Source organism: Undibacterium sp. YM2 (genome assembly GCF_009937975.1).
In the GTDB taxonomy this organism is placed as follows: Bacteria; Pseudomonadota; Gammaproteobacteria; order Burkholderiales; family Burkholderiaceae_D; genus Undibacterium.
In genome coordinates this window covers 5,204,770-5,223,206 of the sequence record NZ_AP018441.1, presented here as the reverse complement: position 1 = coordinate 5,223,206, position 18,437 = coordinate 5,204,770, and the positions used below count along the sequence as shown (strand labels likewise).

Annotated in this window: 12 protein-coding genes, 1 pseudogene and 1 riboswitch; of the genes and pseudogenes, 10 read left to right on the top strand and 3 right to left on the bottom strand. The window is 52.2% G+C overall.

Translation table 11 applies throughout. The annotated features are described in order from the left end of the window. Nucleotides 1-9: 9 nt before the first annotated feature. The 9 genes and pseudogenes from UNDYM_RS23930 (at nucleotide 10) to UNDYM_RS23885 (ending at nucleotide 12,992) form a co-directional block, all read left to right on the top strand. Nucleotides 10-4,563 (top strand): EAL domain-containing protein, encoded by a 4,554-nt coding sequence (locus UNDYM_RS23930; RefSeq protein ID WP_232063581.1) that lies wholly within the window; start codon nucleotides 10-12, stop codon nucleotides 4,561-4,563. A 59-nt stretch (nucleotides 4,564-4,622) separates the two neighbouring features. Further along, nucleotides 4,623-6,763: pseudogene (locus UNDYM_RS23925) on the top strand (diguanylate cyclase). Nucleotides 6,764-6,833: 70 nt separating this feature from the next. Then, a riboswitch (TPP riboswitch) is annotated at nucleotides 6,834-6,935 on the top strand. An 84-nt stretch (nucleotides 6,936-7,019) separates the two neighbouring features. Beyond that, nucleotides 7,020-8,933, top strand: a complete 1,914-nt coding sequence (gene thiC / locus UNDYM_RS23915; RefSeq protein ID WP_162043356.1) for a phosphomethylpyrimidine synthase ThiC — start codon at nucleotides 7,020-7,022, stop codon at nucleotides 8,931-8,933. A 2-nt stretch (nucleotides 8,934-8,935) separates the two neighbouring features. Beyond that, on the top strand, nucleotides 8,936-9,136 hold the full coding sequence (gene thiS, locus UNDYM_RS23910; RefSeq protein ID WP_174244964.1) for a sulfur carrier protein ThiS: 201 nt from the start codon (nucleotides 8,936-8,938) through the stop codon (nucleotides 9,134-9,136). Nucleotides 9,137-9,357: 221 nt separating this feature from the next. Next, nucleotides 9,358-9,723 (top strand): endonuclease domain-containing protein, encoded by a 366-nt coding sequence (locus UNDYM_RS23905; protein WP_162043355.1) that lies wholly within the window; start codon nucleotides 9,358-9,360, stop codon nucleotides 9,721-9,723. 156 nt (nucleotides 9,724-9,879) lie between these two features. Further along, a complete protein-coding gene (locus UNDYM_RS23900; RefSeq protein ID WP_162043354.1) occupies nucleotides 9,880-10,671 on the top strand; it encodes a thiazole synthase in 792 nt (263 codons plus the stop codon). 21 nt (nucleotides 10,672-10,692) lie between these two features. Beyond that, the gene (locus tag UNDYM_RS23895) at nucleotides 10,693-11,511 is read left to right on the top strand and encodes a hydroxymethylpyrimidine/phosphomethylpyrimidine kinase (protein WP_162043353.1); all 819 of its coding nucleotides are present in this window, start codon (nucleotides 10,693-10,695) and stop codon (nucleotides 11,509-11,511) included. Next, entirely contained in the window at nucleotides 11,508-12,140 is a 633-nt protein-coding gene (thiE, locus tag UNDYM_RS23890) for a thiamine phosphate synthase (protein ID WP_162043352.1), read from the top strand. The genes UNDYM_RS23895 and thiE overlap by 4 nt, the downstream gene beginning before the upstream one ends. Before the next feature lie 237 nt (nucleotides 12,141-12,377). Next, complete coding sequence (locus UNDYM_RS23885; RefSeq protein ID WP_162043351.1) at nucleotides 12,378-12,992, top strand: hypothetical protein; 615 nt, start codon at nucleotides 12,378-12,380, stop codon at nucleotides 12,990-12,992. Nucleotides 12,993-13,029: 37 nt separating this feature from the next. On the opposite strand, the gene UNDYM_RS23880 is transcribed toward UNDYM_RS23885, so the two are convergent. Together UNDYM_RS23880 and dapA are read right to left on the bottom strand one after the other, a co-directional pair. Beyond that, nucleotides 13,030-13,770 carry a hypothetical protein gene (locus UNDYM_RS23880; protein ID WP_162043350.1) on the bottom strand — a complete coding sequence of 247 codons (741 nt, stop codon included), beginning with the start codon at nucleotides 13,768-13,770 and terminating at the stop codon, nucleotides 13,030-13,032. 59 nt (nucleotides 13,771-13,829) lie between these two features. Continuing rightward, on the bottom strand, nucleotides 13,830-14,783 hold the full coding sequence (dapA, locus tag UNDYM_RS23875; RefSeq protein ID WP_162043349.1) for a 4-hydroxy-tetrahydrodipicolinate synthase: 954 nt from the start codon (nucleotides 14,781-14,783) through the stop codon (nucleotides 13,830-13,832). 351 nt (nucleotides 14,784-15,134) lie between these two features. Between dapA and UNDYM_RS23870 the strand changes: the two genes are divergently transcribed. Next, nucleotides 15,135-17,426: a UvrD-helicase domain-containing protein gene (locus UNDYM_RS23870; protein ID WP_162043348.1), complete on the top strand. Its 2,292-nt coding sequence runs from the start codon at nucleotides 15,135-15,137 to the stop codon at nucleotides 17,424-17,426. Between the two features lie 84 nt (nucleotides 17,427-17,510). On the opposite strand, the gene coq7 is transcribed toward UNDYM_RS23870, so the two are convergent. Further along, nucleotides 17,511-18,161, bottom strand: a complete 651-nt coding sequence (coq7, locus tag UNDYM_RS23865; RefSeq protein WP_162043347.1) for a 2-polyprenyl-3-methyl-6-methoxy-1,4-benzoquinone monooxygenase — start codon at nucleotides 18,159-18,161, stop codon at nucleotides 17,511-17,513. Nucleotides 18,162-18,437 lie beyond the last annotated feature (276 nt).

The window sequence follows — 18,437 nt, the reverse complement described above, 5'->3', positions numbered from 1 at the left end:
GGTTCAAGTATGACGTTTTTCAGCAATTACTTTCGCCGCACAGGTTTCAGTCTCCAGCTAACGGTGATCATCACGGCTGCGATTCTGGTGCTGGCATTGTTTTCTTCCATCATGAATTCATGGCAGGCCAGCCATCGCATGCGCGCTTACTTTGTCGTGCAGGGTCAGCAAGTGGCAGAAAACCTGGCACGTCAAAGCCGCCTGGCCCTGTTGTATCACTCTGCCGATAATGCCAGGGAAGTGGTGACGACCACCCTGGCTTTTCCTGATGTCCTGCAGGTAGAGATCGCCAATGCAGAGCATAAGGTCTTGCTGTCGCAAAGCAAACCTGGCGTTGTCTTGCCGCCTTTACAGACGCAACCGGCCGGGCCCTTGTCGAGTGCCAGGCTGGAACAGGAAAGTGAGCAGGACTGGCGTTTCAGTGCCCCGGTATTTGCCGGTGAGGCAGAAGCCTCGCCTTTTGAAGTGCAGGAGAGCAAGCCACAATTACTGGGTTATGTACACGTAGTGGTCGGCAAGACCACGCTGGATAAACTGGTGTCGTCGCTGCTGCTCGGCAACCTCGCCATCACGTTCTCATTTGCCCTGATCCTGCTGGCCGTGATACGCCTGATGTCGCGGCAGATGATACGCCCGCTGAATCATTTGTCTGCTCTCATGGGCAGGGCAGAAGCCGGCGAGTCCGGCATGCGCGCGACACCGCAAGGCTCAAAAGACATCATGGAAATGGCGCATGCCTTCAACCAGATGATGGCAGTGCTGGAAGAGCGTGAAGCTGAACTCAAGCAATCACGTGACCAGGCCCTGCATACCGCCGTCATGAAGGCACAATTTGCTGCCACCGTCAGCCATGAAGTGCGCACCCCTTTGAATGGCGTGGTTGGCATGCTCGACATGCTCAAGGAAATGCGTCTTACCCGCAGCCAGCGCGAATGCGTGGATGTGGCCTGGAATTCTTCCCAGTCCCTGATCGAGCTCATCAATGACATCCTGGATTTTTCCAAGATGGAAGCGGGCAAGGTCGAGGTCGAAGAAATCGAATTTGATTTGAATAAACTGGTGGCTGAGGTGCTGGAGTTGTTGTCCAAGTCTGCCCAGCAAAAAGGTCTGGAACTGGCCTACCTGGTCGCCGATGATGTTCCTCTGCGCATCAAGAGCGATCCCTTGCGTTTGCGCCAGATACTCATGAACCTCATAGGTAATGCTGTCAAGTTTACCGAGCATGGTGAAATAGCGGTGCGGGTGGTATTGAGCCAGCACCGCGACCAGGCCGACCCTGCTGCCCCGATGAGCTTGCGTTTTGATGTCAGCGATACCGGTATAGGGATGTCGGCTGATGCCGTCGCCAATGTGTTTGAATCCTTCGCCCAGGCAGACCGCTCAACGACACGCAAATATGGTGGTACCGGCCTGGGCCTGGCTATCTGCAAACAACTGGTGGCACTTCTGCATGGTGAAATCGGCGTCAGCAGCGTACCGGGGCAAGGCAGCAATTTTTACTTCAGCATGCAATGCAGGGCCAGCAGCACTATTAGCACCAGTAGCATCAGCAACAATGACAGGCCAGCCCAGGCCAGCACCGACTTGCAGGGCGAGCGCATACTCATCGTTGATCCCAGTGAGATCGTGCGCAGCTTTTTGCTGCAGCAACTTTCCCGTCATGGCATGGCATGTCATGCAGTAGCCAGTGGCATGCAAGCACTGAGCTTACTGGACAGGGCCGCCAAAGAAGGTGCTCCTCATTCCCTGGTCATCATGGATGTCGACAGCACGGATGATGACGGCGTGGAACTCGCGCGCCGTCTGCGCAACGATCATCGTTATAGCGGCATTCACACTCTGGCACTGGACAGGAATGGCTGTGCGGGAGATATCAACTCCACGGCAGCAGAAATTTGCCTGAGCAAGCCTGTGCATATAGAAAAAATGTTGCAAGCCTTGCGGCATTTGTTGCTGACTGAAAGCCAATCGCAGGCACCAGCCACGGCAAATATAGTCAGGCCGCCCGTCCCCATGCCTGTCAGGGACATGGAAGTGGCGCGTCACCCTGCACAGGGTGGCCAGGTGGAGTGGCGCGTGCTGGTGGTTGAAGACAATCGCACCAACCAGATGGTGGCAGCGGGCATGCTGTCACTGTCCGCCTGCCATTGCGAATTTGCCGGAAATGGCAAGGAAGCAGTCGAAGCTGCACGCCGCAACCGCTATGACCTGATACTCATGGATTGCAGCATGCCGGAAATGGATGGCTATGAAGCCACCGTCAGGATACGCAATTATGAAGATGGTCTGGGCAGGCGCACTCCTATCGTGGCGATGACGGCCAATACCCAGCGAGGCGATGCAGAAAAATGCCTGGCGATAGGCATGGATGATTATCTGGCCAAACCTATCACCCTGGTGGAGTTGCGCCAGAAGCTGGAACGCTGGCTTACCCATGGCGGTGCGGCAGGACGTGCCTTGCCTTCAGATGGACAATTGCAGCCGCTTGATGGTCAGCCACTTGACCGCGCGGTGTTTGACAAGTTGCGCGATATCCTGGGGCCAGGTTTGCAGCAGACAGTATCCCTGTTCCTGGAAGATACTCCTGTCTATCTGGAACAATTGAACCATGGCTTGCAGCAAGGCGATGCTGAAATGGTGCGCGCCATGGCACATTCCATCAAAGGCAGCAGTGGTAACCTGGGGGCCAGCAATCTTTTGCAGTTTGCCAAGGAAGTTGAACAACTGGCGCTGGAAAGACATTTGTCAGAAATCCCGCCGCTGCTGAGCAGCCTGCATCAGGCCTACGAAGCCGTGGCGTATGAACTGAGCAATGAGGTATTCCTGGAAGGCCATGAAGCAGTCAGCCCCGGCCGGCATGTTGCCAAAGTGCTCGTGGTCGATGATGACCGTAGCACCCGCAGCACGCTGCGTCATACCCTGCAAAGAGATGGCTTCAAGGTGGAAGAGGCGGCAGATGGCTCACAAGCCCTGCTGATGCTCAAGCGCATGCGTCCCGATGTCATTCTCATGGATGCCGTCATGCCTGTCATGGACGGTTTTACCGCTTGCAGCCTGATACAGGAAATGCCGCGTGGCCGCAGCATACCGGTGTTGATGATTACTGCGCTGGAAGACAATACTTCGGTGGAGAGAGCTTTTGCTGCCGGTGCCTGCGACTACATTCCCAAACCCATCCATTTTGCCGTGCTGTCGCAACGCGTGCGCCGTATCATAGAAGCCAACCAGGCTGAAAAACGCATACGTCACCTGGCCTTCAACGATGTGCTGACTGGCTTGCCCAACCGCACGCAATTCCTCGATCAACTGGGGCGCAGGCTGGCCATGGCCAAGGAAAATGTCGAGTCGGTGGCAATACTTTTCCTTGACCTGGACAGGTTCAAGAACGTCAATGACACGCTAGGCCACGATGTCGGTGACCGCCTGCTGATTGCCGTTGCCCAGCGCATACGCCGCAGCGTGCGCAATGCCGATTGCGTGGCACGCCTGGGTGGCGATGAGTTCACTGTGATACTCAGTGAACTGGCAGACCCAGCTGCTGCCGCATCGGCGGCGCAAAATATTTGCCGCACCCTGGCCAAGCCTTTCCAGATTGATAGCCATGATATTTTTGTGACCGCCAGCATAGGTATTTCTGTCTATCCCAGCGATGGCATGGACGTAGGCACCCTGGTCAAACATGCAGACACAGCCATGTACCGCGCCAAGAAAACCAATACTGACTTCCAGTTTTTTGAAGCAGCGATGGAACATTCGATTTCTGAACGGGTACGTCTGGAGAACGACCTGCGCCGCGCATTGGAGCGTAATGAACTGGCGGTGTTTTACCAGCCCCAGGCACGCATGGACAATGGCGAGATTATCGGTGCCGAGGCACTGGTGCGCTGGTTCCATCCTACCCGTGGCATGGTGTCGCCATTGGAATTTATCCCCATGGCAGAAGAAACCGGCCTCATCATCGCACTCGGCGAATGGGTGCTGCGCACCGCCTGCGCCCAGATGCGCAACTGGATGGACAAGGGCATGGGGCATCTGCGGGTTGCCGTGAACCTTTCTGTCAGTCAGTTACTGCAAAAAGATTTTGCCAATACCGTGGAGCAGGTTTTGTTTGATACCGGCTTGCCAGCGAAAATGCTGGAACTGGAAATCACCGAAAGCACGCTGATGGAACATGCACAGGATACCCTGGCGATACTGGACCGTTTGCGCAGCCTGGGTGTCAGGCTGACCATTGATGACTTTGGCACTGGCTATTCATCTTTGTCTTATCTTAAACGCTTCCCAGTGGATATCATCAAGATAGACAGGTCCTTCGTGCGTGACGTTCCTGGTGACGCCGACGATGCCGCCATCGTCACCGGCATCATCGCGCTGGCACATAGCCTTAGGCTGGAAGTGGTGGCAGAAGGGGTAGAAACCCGCGAACAACTGGAGTTTTTACGCACCCAGTCCTGCGATATCCTGCAAGGTTTTTACCTGAGCAAACCTATACCGGCGCAGCAACTGGAAGATGAAATATTGTCGCAAGTGGGCAGCGTATTCCTGGACCAGACAGGTAAATAAAAGCGGGGCAGAATAGCGCCAGCCTGATAAAAAAATTGAACAGAGACACGGACAGAACAATGAGGGCTTGCATGTCGCAGCTTCAACTACCTAAATGGCAAACCAGGCTGATGCCGGGTTTGCTGGTTATTGCCTTGCTATGCATGAACAGTACTGCATATGCCCAGACCAGGCCTGATTTTTCTGAGATAGAAGCAATACATTCCTTGTCTGATCGCGACAATACTGCAGCCCTTAAACAGTTGCAGGAATACAAGGAGAAATTGGGCAAAGATGCCAATTACGCCTTGCGTGCCGAAGTCTTGAAGACATTGATAGGTATCTTGTATGACGCAGGCAAAATCAAGGAGGCTGATGCTGCCAACGCAGAGTTGCTGCAACTGGCAAGAGCACAAAAAGACAATGACATGATCAATATGGCGCTGATAGGCGAAGCCTTTCAGATGCTGGATCAGGGCAAATTCGCCATGGCGCTGGTGAAACTCAATGATATACAGCAAAGCCTGCGTGATTCAAAAAATGCTGAAGTGCAGATGCGCCTGAATATCGCCTTTGGCATGGTGCAACTGGCGATAGGGAATTTTGATAAATCCCTGCCCTATTTTCTTGAAGCCCTGAAACTCGCAGACCAGATACCGCGCCGCAGGGCCCAGGCAAAACTGTACCGCATGGAATCCATCGCCAGGCTCTACCTGAATATGCATAATGCAGAAAAGGCGCTGGAAACCACCAACGAAGCCCTGGCGATGTTGCCCGGCATAGACTCGCCCAAAATCACTTCTTCGCTGCAAATGACACGTGGCCTGGCACTGATAGACCTGGGTCGTCATGATGAAGCGCTGGAGGCCTACAAGACCGTCTTGCAGATAGCCACCGATGCCGGCATGCCTGCCGTAGCCGCCACGGCACTCGGCAATATTGCCGATTATTACCTGCATGTGCGCAAATTTACCGAGGCTGAACGCGCCGCCCGTTTTTCACTGGAAAAAGCCCAGGCGGTGAATGATCCTTTTGCGATGGCCATCGCCAAGGCGAATATCGGCTTTGCACTGGCAGGGCAAAAGAAATTCGCCCAGGGCATAGGCTACATCAATGAAGCCAAGAAGTTTTTCATGGAAACCGGCTCCAAGTCGGATGTGGAAAACCTGCTCAGTGAAATCGGCAATATGTATGAAGCCGCCGATATGTATAAAGAGGCACTGGCGACGGTGCGCGAGCAACAAAAACTCAGCGATGAATTATTCCGCTCTGACCGGGCGCGTGCTGTAGCCACTTTGCAAGAGCAATTCAATGCCCAGCAAAGGCAAAAACAAATTGAATTGCTGGCGCGTGAAAACCAGCTCAAGGATGCCGATATCAAAAACCGTCAGTTGCAACAGCTGGTGCTGATGCTGGCGGCAGTCATCATGGTGATGGCGGGGATGGTGGTTTTCTTTCTGTACCGGCGAGTTCGCAAGACCAATGAAAAACTGCGTGAAGTCAACGAACAACTCGAATTCCATGCGGTGCGTGATCCCCTCACAGGTTTGTATAACCGTCGCTCTTTTGTCGATATGATGAAGGGCAGGGCCATCTTGCCTGAGGGGGAAAGGCGTGAAGATGCGATCGATAACCCTGATTGCCTGATACTCATGGATATCGATCACTTCAAAAATATCAATGACAGCTTTGGCCATGCCACTGGTGACGCGGTATTGATAGAAGTGGCACGCCGTTTGCGCAGTACCGTGCGTGACAGTGACATGGTGTTGCGCTGGGGGGCGAAGAATTTCTGATTTATTCACCACGCTCGAACCCCGCACAACTCAAGGGCCTGGTTGAACGTATCTTGCGCAGCATAGGTGAAGAAAACATCCAGGCTGATGGTGCCAGTGTTCCTGTTACCATCACCGCCGGTTTCATCAGCCTGCCGTTTTCTGGTTTGCCAGAAGCCATCTGCAATTGGGAAAAAGCCTTGCAGATTGCCGACATGGCCTTGTACCTGGGCAAGGTCAATGGCCGCAACCGCGCCTATGGCGTCAACAGATTATTGATCGCTTATGAAGAAGCCTTGCCGGTACTCGATCATGATTTGTCGGCGGCGATCAAGGCTGGTATGGTCGAGTTGATAGAGGTGCATGGGCCGGTGAAACTGCCAGAAGGCAATCTTGCTGCACCAACAACAGTGTCTGATGAAGAACTCGCCAGCGCCATCAAATAAAGCACCTGAGTTTAAAAAAGTCGTATAATCTGCCGTCGTCGTGGTTCTGGATTTAATTCAGAACCCGAAGAAAAAATGCTAGGGGTCCTGCCATCAACTTTGTTGGCGGGTGAGAAATACCCTCGAACCTGATCTGGATAATGCCAGCGAAGGGAAGCTGCCGAAGTTTGTGCCGCCTGTGTTCTGTATTTATCTGTGCGCACCTGTTTTGGAAACTCCTTTGCTGGCTCCATGCCAACAAAGCAAAGGAGCCAAAATGAACGCCAACCCGCAATTCTTGTCCGCTACCGCCACGGTAGACGAGGCAGCCATACAGCCACTGCCGAATTCCCGCAAGACCTATGTACAGGGTAGTCGCCCTGATATCCGCGTACCCATGCGCGAAATTACGCAGTCTGATACACCGGCCATGTTTGGTTCGGAAAAAAATCCGCCCATCTATGTCTACGATACTTCCGGCCCTTACACCGATCCTGAAGTAAAAATCGATATCCGCTCTGGCCTGGCATCCGTACGCGGTGCCTGGATAGCCGAGCGCAATGACACTGAAGAACTGGCAGGCCCGACATCGGAATACGGTATCGCCCGCCTGCATGATCCCAAACTGGCTGAGCTGCGCTTCAACCTCAAGCGCCTGCCGCGCCGTGCACTGGCAGGCAAGAATGTCTCGCAAATGCACTATGCGCGCCAGGGCATCATCACGCCGGAAATGGAATTTGTCTCTATCCGCGAAAACCTGCGCAGGAAAGAATATCTGGAAAACCTGAAAGCCTCTGGCCCCATGGGCAGCAAGCTGGCAGAAGTCATGGGCCGCCAGCATCCTGGCCAGTCTTTTGGCGCTTCAATTCCCGCAGAAATCACGCCAGAATTCGTGCGTTCAGAAATCGCCCGTGGCCGTGCGATTATTCCTGCGAATATCAATCATCCTGAAATTGAGCCCATGATCATAGGCCGTAATTTCATGGTCAAGATCAATGCCAATATCGGCAATTCTGCAGTCACTTCTTCCATAGGTGAAGAAGTCGAAAAAATGACCTGGGCAATACGCTGGGGTGGCGACAATGTCATGGACCTTTCCACCGGCAAGCATATCCACGAAACCCGTGAATGGATTATCCGTAATTCACCCGTGCCTATTGGTACTGTGCCCATCTATCAGGCACTGGAAAAAGTGAATGGCAAGGCAGAAGACCTGACCTGGGAAATCTTCCGCGATACGCTGATTGAGCAAGCTGAGCAAGGCGTCGATTACTTCACCATCCATGCTGGCGTGCGCCTGCAATATGTGCCGATGACCGCCAAGCGTTTGACCGGCATCGTGTCACGTGGTGGTTCCATCATGGCGAAATGGTGTCTGGCGCATCATAAAGAAAGCTTCTTGTACGAGCATTTCGAAGACATTTGCGAAATAATGAAAGCCTATGACGTGTCCTTCAGCCTTGGCGATGGTCTGCGTCCGGGTTCCATCTATGATGCGAATGATGAAGCGCAGCTGGGTGAATTGAAAACCCTGGGCGAGCTGACTCAGATCGCCTGGAAGCATGATGTACAAGTCATGATAGAAGGCCCCGGCCACGTGCCCATGCACCTCATCAAAGAGAACATGGACCTGCAACTTGAGCAATGCCATGAAGCGCCTTTCTATACTCTGGGCCCTTTGACGACAGACATCGCCCCTGGTTACGACCACATCACCTCCGGCATAGGTGCAGCCCAGATAGGCTGGTATGGCACTGCCATGCTGTGCTATGTGACACCGAAAGAACATCTGGGTTTGCCTAACAAGGTCGATGTCAAGGACGGCATCATCACCTACAAGATTGCTGCCCATGCCGCTGATCTGGCAAAAGGCCATCCCGGTGCGCAGATACGTGACAATGCCTTGTCCAAGGCCCGCTTTGAATTCCGCTGGGAAGACCAGTTCAACATCGGCCTCGACCCCGACAAGGCGCGTGAATTCCATGACGAGACATTGCCCAAGGATTCTGCCAAGGTCGCCCACTTCTGCTCCATGTGCGGCCCGCATTTCTGCTCGATGAAAATCACGCAGGAAGTGCGCGACTATGCCAATGCACAAGGTATCAGCGAAATCCAGGCCTTGAAGCAGGGCATGGAAGTCAAGGCAGTTGAGTTCATCAAATCCGGCGCGGAAATCTACAAGAAGCAATAGTCATGGTGGAGATACAGCTCAATGGAGAGAAGCGGCAACTGGCGAGTCCGCTGCTGACCGATTTGATCGCTGAATTGAATCTGTCACAGCAGGCGATTGCGGTGGCAGTGAATCGGCAGATTATTCCGCGGTCGCAGTGGGCAGAGCATCAGTTGCGGGTCGATGACAAGGTTGATGTGGTGAGGGCGATTGGCGGTGGATGAGTTTTTAGCTCCTTCCCATTCAAGGGGAGATTTGTGGGAATTCGCAAAGCATGCTTTGCACCACAAATTTCTAAGCCGCTTGCAAGCGGTGCGGTGGATGGTCGGGATTGGGATGGGTTTCGGTCGTAAAATCCTTACATTATTTGCGATGGAACCCCATCCCCATCCTAACCCTCCCCTTGAAGGGGAGGGGATACAGTTAATTTGCGCCGATCTGAAATATGAAAAACTTTGCCAATGAAACCTTAATCAAAACAGCAAAAGTCTTACGTAAAAATATGACCGATGCCGAGAAAAAATTATGGCAAGGCTTGCGTGGTGAGCAGTTTGGTGTGAAATTCAGACGGCAATATCCATATCAACATTTCGTACTGGATTTTGTGTGCCTGGAAAAGTGTTTAGTGATTGAAGTTGATGGCGGACAGCACGCTGAAGCGGAGGTCTATGACATGCATAGAACTGAAGTGCTGAAGAAGGCAGGTTTTACTGTCTTACGTTTTTGGAATAATCAGGTACTTAATGAAACCTCTACTGTAATGGAGGAAATTTGGCGGCATATAAATCAAGAAGAAACTAAAGAAGACTGAGAGCATTCCCTCCCCTTCAAGGGGAGGGTTAGGGTGGGGATGGGTTTCAGTTGATAAAACAAGCATATAGTTTGCTAAAGAAACCCATCCCCATCCCAGCCTTCCCCTTGAAGGGGAAGGAGCCAGGCAGCATTCCACAATTTGGGAGGAAAAACAATGAACACAGAAAACACTCAAGGCTTAAGCATAGCCGGAAAAACCTACCGCTCCCGCCTGCTGGTTGGCAGCGGTAAATACAAGGACCTCGAACAAACCCGTCTGGCAACAGAAGCCAGCGGAGCCGATATCATCACGGTGGCCATACGTCGCGTGAACATAGGACAAGACCCGAATGCACCAAGCTTGCTGGACGTAGTACCACCAAGCAAATACACCATACTGCCAAATTCAGCCGGTTGCTACAACGCCGAAGATGCGGTGTATACCTTGCAACTCGGACGTGAATTATTGGGTGGTCACAAGCTTTGTAAGCTGGAGGTACTGGGTGATGAGAAAACCCTGTTCCCGAATATGCCGGAAACACTGAAGGCTGCCAAAATTCTGGTGCAGGATGGTTTCGATGTCATGGTGTATTGCAGTGATGACCCCATACAGGCGCGTATGCTGGAAGACATAGGCTGCGTTGCCATCATGCCGCTGGCTTCATTGATCGGTTCAGGCATGGGTATCCTGAATCCCTGGAATCTGTCGCTGATTATCGAACAGTCCAAAGTACCGGTACTGGTCGATGCTGGCGTAGGTACGGCATCGGATGCAGCGATAGCCATGGAGCTCGGTTGTGATGGTGTGTTGATGAATACCGCCATCGCAGATGCCAAAGACCCGGTACGCATGGCACGCGCCATGGGTCTTGCGGTGGAGGCAGGGCGTGAGGCATTCCTGGCAGGTCGCATGCCGCGCAAGTTTGCCGCCTCACCATCGTCACCGATGGCTGGCCGCATAGTCTGATATTCGTTTGATGATCGTTGAATGAAGACAACTACGCGTCCCTGTGTGCTGGTATTTGCCGGGCATGACCCAAGCGGTGGTGCTGGCATACAGGCCGACATAGAAGCCATCGCCGCGCAGGGTGCGCATGCCCTGCCGGTGATTACCGCATTGACTGTGCAAGACAATGACCATGCCTATGCGGTGCATGCGGTCGATGTGCAGATTATCTTGCAGCAAGCGATGACCCTGGTCGCCAAGATACCAGTCAAGGTCATCAAGCTGGGCATCGTCGCGCATAAAAAGAATGCGACAGCGATCGCCAGTTTTATCCAGAAGATGAAACTGCAACAGCCTGATTTGCAAGTCATTGTTGATACTGTATTGGGCAGCGGTCACGGTGACAGTTTGTCGCTCGATAACCCGGTAGAGGCGATTGAGCCTTTATTGAAAGTCGCAACCCTGATCACTCCGAATCTGCCTGAGCTAAAACGCCTGTCACCACATTGTATGGATATGCAGGCACAGGTAGAAAACCTCATGCAAACCTGTGAGGCGGATGTCTTGTTGAAAGGTGGGCATGCAACAGAAGCGCAGGTTAAAAATATCTGGTTCCAGCATGGGCAATGGCAGACTGCACAAGAATGGCTGTGGCCACGTTTACCCGGCGAATTTCACGGCAGCGGCTGCACCCTGGCGTCGGCGATAGCCGGGCAACTGGCAATTGGCGCCAGCTTGCCTGTGGCGTTGCAACAGGCGCAAAGCTATACCCAGCAGAGTTTGCAACATGCGTATGCGATTGCCGCAGGGCAGCTCATTCCGGCACGTCAGCCAGTTCCGACTACAAGAAAGAAATCATGAATAATTTGAGCAAGCATCAACTCAGTGGCCTGTACATCGTTACCCCCGACTGGGACGATACGGCAAAGCTGCTTGAAGTCACCGAACAAGCTCTGCTGGGCGGTGCAAATATCGTGCAATACCGCCACAAGACTGCCAGCGATGCATTGCGCAGTACACAGGCACTGGCCTTGCTGGCACTCTGCCGCCGCTTTAACAAGCCCTTCATCATCAATGACCATCTGCAACTCTGCCTCGATATTGATGCCGATGGACTGCATGTGGGTGGTACGGATATCTCAGTAGCCGATGCCAGAGCCAAGCTGGGCGCGGGCAAAATACTCGGTGCGTCCTGTTATGGTGACCTGGAACTGGCTCGTAGCGCCATTCAGGGTGATGCAAGTTATATTGCATTTGGCGGTTTCTACCCTTCCCGTATCAAAAAATATGCAGTAACCACACCCGCCAGCATAGTTGGAGATGCGGTCAGGGAATTTGATGTGCCAAATGTCGTCATCGGTGGCATGACCTTGGAAAACTGTCAGCCCCTGCTCGCACAAGGCGCGCACATGGTAGCCGCAATCAGCAGCGTGTATATGGCAGAGCAGCCGCAACAGGCGGCACGGGCATTTGCCAGCTTGTTTGCTTAGCTTGTCTGCGGGAGGGATTTCATTTGTCGGCTGGCTCAAAAACTGCTCGAAGAGATGCAGGGACCTCAGATATACTTCGGTTTCCAAGCCGACCAATTATCTAGTCCCCATGAGCGCGAACAGCTTTCCAGCAAATCCGGAACCACAAATGATCTCCAGCAGACAGCTGGTGGGCAAAGACAATACTTCGGGTAAAGGGGATTTTTACCCGGCACCTGATGGTGTGGATAGCTGGTCATGGGAGCATTTTTGTGTGTGTTTTTTTGGACTTTCCATCATAAGAAATGGATGAGTTTTTTTCTTCTTTTTATTCCTGTCGTCGGGTTTTTTACCGCAGTGAAAGTAGGCCGCACGGGCAGATTGTGGGCATGGCAAAATATTCAATGGGACAGCCTGGAACATTTTAATCGTGCACAACGCAGTTGGACATTGGTTGGTGTCAGCGGGTGCGCCCTGACGTTTTTGATGGCCGGCATTTTGGGATACTCTCAAGCTCAGGATAGAGCTAAAAGTAGAAATGTCATCAGCCATGCCGTGAAAAATGCAAAGGACGTGTCACAAGGAATTGGTGAATACATCGTTGAGCATCATACTTTTCCTGAAAATATAGAACAGGTGGGCTTGGGTCCTGAACTGCCAGCTTATATCAAAAGTATAGAAATCAACCAGAAGAACGGCATGATTAAAGTCACAATGAATGCTGATCCCTTCAAGGGGCGGGCTTTCTACCTCTCACCCCATTATGAAGGGCAGAACGAAATTCAATGGAGATGCTTGCGTGGTGATTTTACGTCCCTGAATGTACCTGATGAATGCAAATACGACGCAACTGAAGATTTTTCTATCAGGTAGAAGTAAGAGACAGGTTCGCGGTATATCCTGATGATCTTTATTGCTTGAGGTTTTCAGTAGCCACAGGGTTTTCCTTGCCGCCAGCGGCTTGTTGGTCCAGCTCCTCAACCTTTAATAATTCTGCCGTCGTTAAGATGCCGACGCTGACGACATCGTGGCCTGTTACGGTTTCGCACAGTTTTGGATAAGCGATCGTGCCTGCTTTGCAAAAACGGATATTGTTATTTTTGTTTGCACCCGGGTAGTAGAAGTACATCATGTCACCGGCATTGTTGATATACATGGCCTGATCCAGCAAAGCTTCCGGAAATTTACCATCTGTCGCGTTTAGTAGCCATTCGCGCAATTTGGGTATGCCTTCTGTACTGACTTCGAGAGTTAACTTATTGTGTGGCCCATGAAAGCCCAATCGGGTTCGTGCCAGATTCTTATTGGCCAGCATGCGCCGCTCAGTGCCAGCCATGAACATAACAGCGCAAGAAGAGAAGCAATTACCCTGTACTGCGGTATTGATTTTTTTGTCCTTGATCAGCTTGGCAATGGCATAAGCAGCACCCAGGTCGCCACCCGGGCTTTCGGTCAACACAACAGTATGCACTTCACCGCCAGACAGATTGCGGCGAAATCGCTGTGCATCTTCAGGCACTACCTTGCCATATAAAATCAAGTTGTCATTTGACCTGAGCATGGTCATGGCAGAGGCTGGCTCGCTGTGGATAGTCAGGGCTGCTGCCATGCCAGCGCAAACGGCAAACAAAGAATTAAGTCGTCGCATCATCATGTTGTAAGTAGTTATTGCTCGGCATTATGCTTTGCTTGCGCCGACAAGGCAATCTGCTATTGAAGCAGATCAAGTTGTGCGATCTCGCGCAAGAGTTTGTCTTTGGTCTTTGCACTTGCCCCCAACATAGGAGGGCGCAGATTTGCTTTTATCAGACCTGATGCTGCCAGTGCCGCCTTCAGCGGAGCCGGATTGGGTTCTTCAAACAGGGCCAGCATGACCGGTAGCAGCCGATAAAAAATACGCCTGGCCTGTGCCAGCTCACCTGTAGAGATCAATGCTTGCATGCGCATGAAAAGATCAGGCCGCAAATGGGCGGACGCCAGTATGCCACCAGCACCGCCGAGGCAAAGGGTAGCAAACAATTGATGGTCTTCTCCGGTCAGCACCTGTATGTTGCCGTCGGTGATGAGTTGCATGGTGGTTTGCAGATTGCCGCCGCAATCCTTGATGGCGACGATATTCGGATGTTTTGCCAATTGCTGCAGCGTGGGTAATTCCATATTTACGCCCGTGCGGTAAGGAATGTTGTACAGCACTACCGGCACAGCAGACGCCTCGGCAATTTCATGGAAGTAGTGCAAGATACCTGCCTGTGATGGCCGTATGTAATACGGTGGCGTGACCAGTACTCCAGCAAGCTGTCTTTGCCCTATGGCTGCCAGCCTGTGCAAGACTTGCCCCATGTGATTACCGCTCAAGCCCATGATGACTTGATTGGGCGATACCACGGCCAGCACTGCATCCAGCACTTGCAATTGTTCTTCCTCACTGAGGGCGGCTGCCTCGCCGGTGGAACCACAGACGACCAGGCCAGTGACACCTTCCTTGATCAATTTGCGGGCCAATGCTTGCAGTGCGGGGACATCCACTGCCGCTTCCGGGCCATTGCAAAATGGCGTTATCAGGGCTACCCAGATGCCAGAAAAATCGCGATGCCTGTTGTGGTGACTGGAGTCAATATGAGTGTTACTGAAATTGCTGCTATTGCTATTATTACTGCTGGACATGCCTGTTCTCCTGTGGACCGGTTAAAGACCCGCAGGGAGTTGACATACAGCGCAAAGGGAAGAGTACCGTTTTTGCCATCCTGTCAGCTCACCTGACGGGACAGCACGCCCCGGTCAGATGAGCGTCTGTTTCTTGGCTTTAGCAAAGACCATACACAAAGCAGTGCTGCTTTGCGCGTGTACTTGATCTTTGACTTGAGTTTGCATAATGAAATGTGGATGAAATTTCTATTGCGATGGAAATGATTATCTGCGCGTGCAGCCAGGCCTGTCAAGCCTGCCGACAATAAATTTTGCCTGACTCAGGGAGTGGAAAACAGGCTGACTGGCATAGTCCCGTATAATCTGCCTATGCAAAATTTACTCCACAACTTAAATCCCGAACAACTTGCTGCCGTGACCTTGCCGGCGCAGTCTGCCCTGATTTTGGCTGGTGCCGGTTCTGGCAAGACACGTGTGCTGACTACCCGCATCGCATGGCTGATACAGACTGGCCAGGTGTCGCCCGGCGGCATACTGGCCGTGACCTTTACCAACAAGGCCGCCAAGGAGATGCTGACGCGTTTGTCTGCCATGTTGCCGATTAATACACGCGGCATGTGGATAGGCACTTTCCATGGCCTGTGTAACCGCCTCTTGCGCGCCCATCACCGCGATGCCGGTTTACCATCGACTTTCCAGATACTTGATTCTGGCGACCAGTTATCCTTCATCAAGCGTTTGCTGAAGGCCAATAATATCGATGATGAAAAGTTCCCGCCCAAGACCTTGATGTATTTCATCAACGGTGCCAAGGACCAGGGTTTGCGTGCAGCGCAAGTCGATGCCTATGATGACTTCAACCGCAAGCTGGTTGGCTTGTATGATCTGTATGACACGCAATGCCAGCGCGAAGGTGTGGTTGATTTTGCTGAGCTTTTGTTGCGCACCTATGAATTGCTGAGCCGTAACCAGCCGCTGCGCGAGCATTACCAGGACAGGTTCCGCCACATCCTCGTCGATGAGTTCCAGGATACCAATGACCTGCAATACAAGTGGCTGAAGCTGATGGCAGGCGAGGGTGGTAAAAAAGGTGGTGCGGTGTTTGCCGTCGGTGATGACGACCAGAGTATCTATGCCTTCCGTGGTGCCAATGTCGGTAATATGTCCGCCTTTGAGCGTGAATTCCAGGTACAGAACCTGATCAAGCTGGAGCAAAATTACCGCTCCCATGGACATATCCTCGACAGTGCCAATGTGCTCATAGAACACAATAGCAAACGCCTGGGCAAGAATTTGCGTACGGATGCAGGTCACGGTGAGCCAGTGCGCATCATGGAATCCAGTAGCGATATACAAGAGGCCAACTGGATCATAGAAGAAGCCAAGAGCCTGATACGTGAGGGTTCATTACGCAGCGAGATCGCGATACTTTATCGTTCGAACGCGCAGTCACGTGTCATAGAACATGCGCTGTTCACGGCGAATATCCCTTACCGCGTATATGGTGGCCAGCGCTTTTTCGAGCGTGCCGAGATCAAGCATGCGATCGCCTATCTGCAATTGATGGACAACCCGCATAATGATTCTGCTTTTTTGCGTGTAGTGAACTTCCCTACCCGTGGCATAGGTGCACGCTCACTGGAGCAATTGCAGGATGTCGCCAGGCAGCAAAATATCTCCATGTATGCTGCAGTACCTTATGTGGCTGGCAAGGCTGGTTCTTCTCTGGCGAGTTTTGTCAAATTGATCGAAGGTGCGCGTTTTGAAACCCAGAACCTGCCTTTGCCCGAGATGGTCAAGATCGTGCTGGAAGTCAGCAGTCTGCTGACGCATTACCAGACTGAAAAAGAAGGCGCAGACCGCATAGAAAACCTGGAGCAGCTCGTCAGCGCTGCCACCCTGTTTGTGTCGGAAGAGGGTTTCAATAAAGAAGCGCCAGCCTTTGCCGGGCCAGCCAGCAGTGCTGCTGTTTTGCTGCAGAGCGAGAATGGTGATCAGATCATCGATGCCGACGCGGCCTTGCCAACAGTGATGTCGCCGCTGTCTGCTTTCCTGTCGCATGCTTCTCTCGAAGCGGGTGACAACCAGGCGCAGGCCGGGCAAGATGCCATGCAGTTGATGACGGTGCATTCCGCCAAGGGCCTGGAGTTTGATGCGGTATTTATTACCGGTCTCGAAGAAGGCTTGTTCCCGCATGAAAACAGTGCGCAGGAAGACAGTGGTGTAGAAGAAGAACGCCGCCTCATGTATGTGGCGATTACACGTGCGCGCAAGCGCCTGTACTTGAGTTTCTCACAAACCCGCATGCTGCATGGCCAGACCCGTTACAACATGCGTTCCCGCTTCCTTGATGAGTTGCCGGAAGAATCATTGAAGTGGTTGACGCCGCGTGTACAGCCGACCTGGTTCGGTAATGAAAAATCTGCCTGGGATGAAGCGCCGGATGATGCTGCTAACCGTATTTCCCAGACTTTTAAGAAGAGTAATGAAACTATGGGTTGGCGCATAGGCCAGAATGTGGCTCACGGAAAATTTGGCGAAGGTGTGATAGTGAAGATTGAAGGCGGGAGTGGCGGTGCCAGTCCGAGTGCACACATTAATTTCGGTAAATTTGGAATGAAGCAGTTAGACTTAACTATTGCAAAATTAGAAAAAATTTAGAATGAAATGATTAGTAAGACGCAAATCATAGCTTATGCTCTGCGTCTTACTTTTCTAAACAGGTTCTAATTCAAACGCTCAAGCTTAAACATAATAAGCCGTCGTCGTCATGACCTTGGCCATGAACTTCATACCCGCCTGCACGGGAGCAGGCAGGGTGCTGGCACCCAAAGCTTGCGCCGCTGCACCGTGGGCAATTTCATCAACGCGCATCTGTTCTACCACGGCGCGTGAGCGCTGGTCTTCTGCCGGTAATTTCTTGAGGTGGCTGGCCAGGTGTGCCTCTACCTGTTTTTCTGTTTCAACAACAAATCCCAGACTGACGGCATCACCAAACCTGGCGGCCAATGTGCCACAGGCATAGGCCCCGGCATACCACAGCGGATTCAGGAAGCTGGTATGTGAATTCAGTTCATGCAACCTTTTTGCCGTCCAGGCCAGGTGATCTTCTTCTTCTATGCCGGAATGCTCGAACTGCTGGCGTATATCTTCCGTATGCGCATTCGCGCCCTGAGAGTCGTACAGGGCCTGGGCGCAAATTTCACCGACATGATTAACACGCATCAAACCTGCGCTATGGGATTTCTCCTGTTCTGACAAATTACCATCGGGCAAATCATGACCAGGGTAGGTGCGCCTGGACATGGCCTGGCCGCTGACCACACGCAGGGCGCGGTCAAATTTGCTGATTATTTGATCCAGGCTGACCCTGGGAGATGTTGTTGGAAGATTCATATTGTTTTTAAGCATGTAATGATGGAGCGATGAGCCATACCAGGCCAGATAGTGTCTATTGTAGGAAGGATTAAGCATACGCGCCATCAGACCAAGTCTGGAAACCTACAGAAAACTTAAGCTTCTAATAATAAGAAAGTAGATGCTTGTTGCGATAACGCCACATAAAATTTGCTTAAAAACGATCGTTCGCAAATTCTCTTTGCCCTAATTCCTTTAATTTGTTTCAATGGAATCTAGCTTCTTAATCAGCAGGTTTCGAAGTCTTGGCAAGAC

What these genes read in the sequence shown, in the direction of transcription:
- thiC (WP_162043356.1), top strand. Translation starts at nt 7,020, where the DNA reads ATGAACGCCAACCCGCAATTCTTGTCCGCTACCGCCACGGTAGACGAG.
- UNDYM_RS23880 (WP_162043350.1), bottom strand. Translation starts at nt 13,770, where the DNA reads ATGATGCGACGACTTAATTCTTTGTTTGCCGTTTGCGCTGGCATGGCA.
- thiE (WP_162043352.1), top strand. Translation starts at nt 11,508, where the DNA reads ATGAATAATTTGAGCAAGCATCAACTCAGTGGCCTGTACATCGTTACC.
- UNDYM_RS23905 (WP_162043355.1), top strand. Translation starts at nt 9,358, where the DNA reads ATGAAAAACTTTGCCAATGAAACCTTAATCAAAACAGCAAAAGTCTTA.
- dapA (WP_162043349.1), bottom strand. Translation starts at nt 14,783, where the DNA reads ATGTCCAGCAGTAATAATAGCAATAGCAGCAATTTCAGTAACACTCAT.
- UNDYM_RS23930 (WP_232063581.1), top strand. Translation starts at nt 10, where the DNA reads ATGACGTTTTTCAGCAATTACTTTCGCCGCACAGGTTTCAGTCTCCAG.
- coq7 (WP_162043347.1), bottom strand. Translation starts at nt 18,161, where the DNA reads ATGAATCTTCCAACAACATCTCCCAGGGTCAGCCTGGATCAAATAATC.
- thiS (WP_174244964.1), top strand. Translation starts at nt 8,936, where the DNA reads ATGGTGGAGATACAGCTCAATGGAGAGAAGCGGCAACTGGCGAGTCCG.
- UNDYM_RS23870 (WP_162043348.1), top strand. Translation starts at nt 15,135, where the DNA reads ATGCAAAATTTACTCCACAACTTAAATCCCGAACAACTTGCTGCCGTG.
- UNDYM_RS23885 (WP_162043351.1), top strand. Translation starts at nt 12,378, where the DNA reads ATGGGAGCATTTTTGTGTGTGTTTTTTTGGACTTTCCATCATAAGAAA.
- UNDYM_RS23900 (WP_162043354.1), top strand. Translation starts at nt 9,880, where the DNA reads ATGAACACAGAAAACACTCAAGGCTTAAGCATAGCCGGAAAAACCTAC.
- UNDYM_RS23895 (WP_162043353.1), top strand. Translation starts at nt 10,693, where the DNA reads ATGAAGACAACTACGCGTCCCTGTGTGCTGGTATTTGCCGGGCATGAC.